This is a genomic window from Frankia sp. AiPs1, from assembly GCF_023716945.1.
Classification (GTDB): Bacteria; Actinomycetota; Actinomycetes; order Frankiales; family Frankiaceae; genus Frankia.
The window spans coordinates 1-1,346 of record NZ_JAMQQF010000949.1 but is presented as its reverse complement, the minus strand read 5'-3'; the positions used below and the strand labels follow the sequence as shown (position 1 = coordinate 1,346).

Genomic DNA, 1,346 nt, shown 5'->3' with positions numbered 1-1,346 from the left:
GGCCGGGGCGGGGCAGGCGGGGCCCACGGCCGGGGTGGTCCGGCTGCGGATCGAACCGGTGGGGCTGGTGCCCGCGGACGGCCGCCAGCTCGGGCTGTGGGGGGAGCCGGGGGCGGCCGCCGCGCGGGTCGGCCGGGCCCTCACCCGGGTGCAGGGGCTGCTCGGTCCGGACGCCGTCCTCACCGCGGTGGTCGGCGGTGGCCGCGATCCCGGGGACCGGATCCGCCTGGTGCCCTGGGGGGAACCTCGGGTGGCCGCCGGGCTGGACCGGCCGTGGCCCGGGATCCTGCCGGCCCCGGCCCCCACCCTCGTGCACCGACCCCCGCTGGTGGCCAGCGTCGTCGACGATGCCGGGGAGCCGGTGGGGGTCAGCGCCCGGTGCACGGTGACCGCGCCGCCCGCGCGGCTGGCGATCGGCGCGGGCGCGCCGATGCCGGTGACCGGCTGGGCGGGCCCGTGGCCCGTGGACGAGCGCTGGTGGGACGCCGACGCCCGCCGGCGGGCCCGTTTCCAGATCAGCGTCGCCGAGGGGGGTGCCTACCTGCTCGCCGTTGCGGGCGGGCGGTGGTGGGTGGAGGCGTCCTATGACTGAATCGGCGGCGGCCGGCCTGGCGGGCGGTGGTCGAGGACGGGACGCATCGGTCCGCACCGGTCCACCCGGCGACGGCGGGGACAGCCCGGCCTGGTCGCGCAAGCGGGCTCCCTACCGGCCGCGAGCGGGGCTGCGGGCCGCCCCGGCCGCGACCGTCCCCTACGCCGAGCTGCACTGTCATTCCGCGTTCAGCTTCCTCGACGGCGCGAGCCAGCCGGAGGACCTTGTGGAGGAGGCGGTGCGGCTGGGGCTGTCGGCGCTCGCGCTCACCGACCACGACGGGCTCTACGGCGTGGTCCGCTTCGCGGAGGCGGCCCGGGAGGTGGGACTGCGGACCGTCTTCGGGGCGGAGATCTCGCTCGGGGCGCGGGCGGCCCGCGCGGGCGAGACCGATCCCGACGGCGACCACCTGCTCGTCCTCGCCCGCGACCCGGAGGGCTACCGGCGGCTGGCCCGACTGCTGTCCGACGCCCACCTGGCCGGCGGGGAGAAGGGCCGGCTGGTGGCCGAGCCCGAGGCCTGCGCCCAGGCGGCCGGGGGGCACTGGCAGGTGCTCACCGGATGCCGCAAGGGCACGGTTCCCCGGGCCCTGGCCCGCTGCGGTCCCGCCGCCGCCGGGGCCGCCCTCGCGCGGCTGGCGGAGCTGTTCGGCCGGGAGAACGTGGCGGTGGAGCTCGCCGACCACGCCCCGCACGCGCTGGAGGACAAGGAGACCGAGTGGGCCGCGGCCCGGCCCGGCATGCTGGGCCTGGAG

At 79.3% G+C, this 1,346-nt stretch carries 1 protein-coding gene and 1 pseudogene; both read left to right on the top strand.

The features are described from left to right. A pseudogene (locus ND748_RS32105) lies at window positions 1-592 on the top strand (DNA polymerase Y family protein); the annotation flags it as partial. After that, on the top strand, window positions 585-1,346 hold a 762-nt coding region (locus ND748_RS32100; RefSeq protein ID WP_251750030.1), incomplete at its 3' end, for a PHP domain-containing protein. The pseudogene ND748_RS32105 and the gene ND748_RS32100, both read left to right, overlap by 8 nt.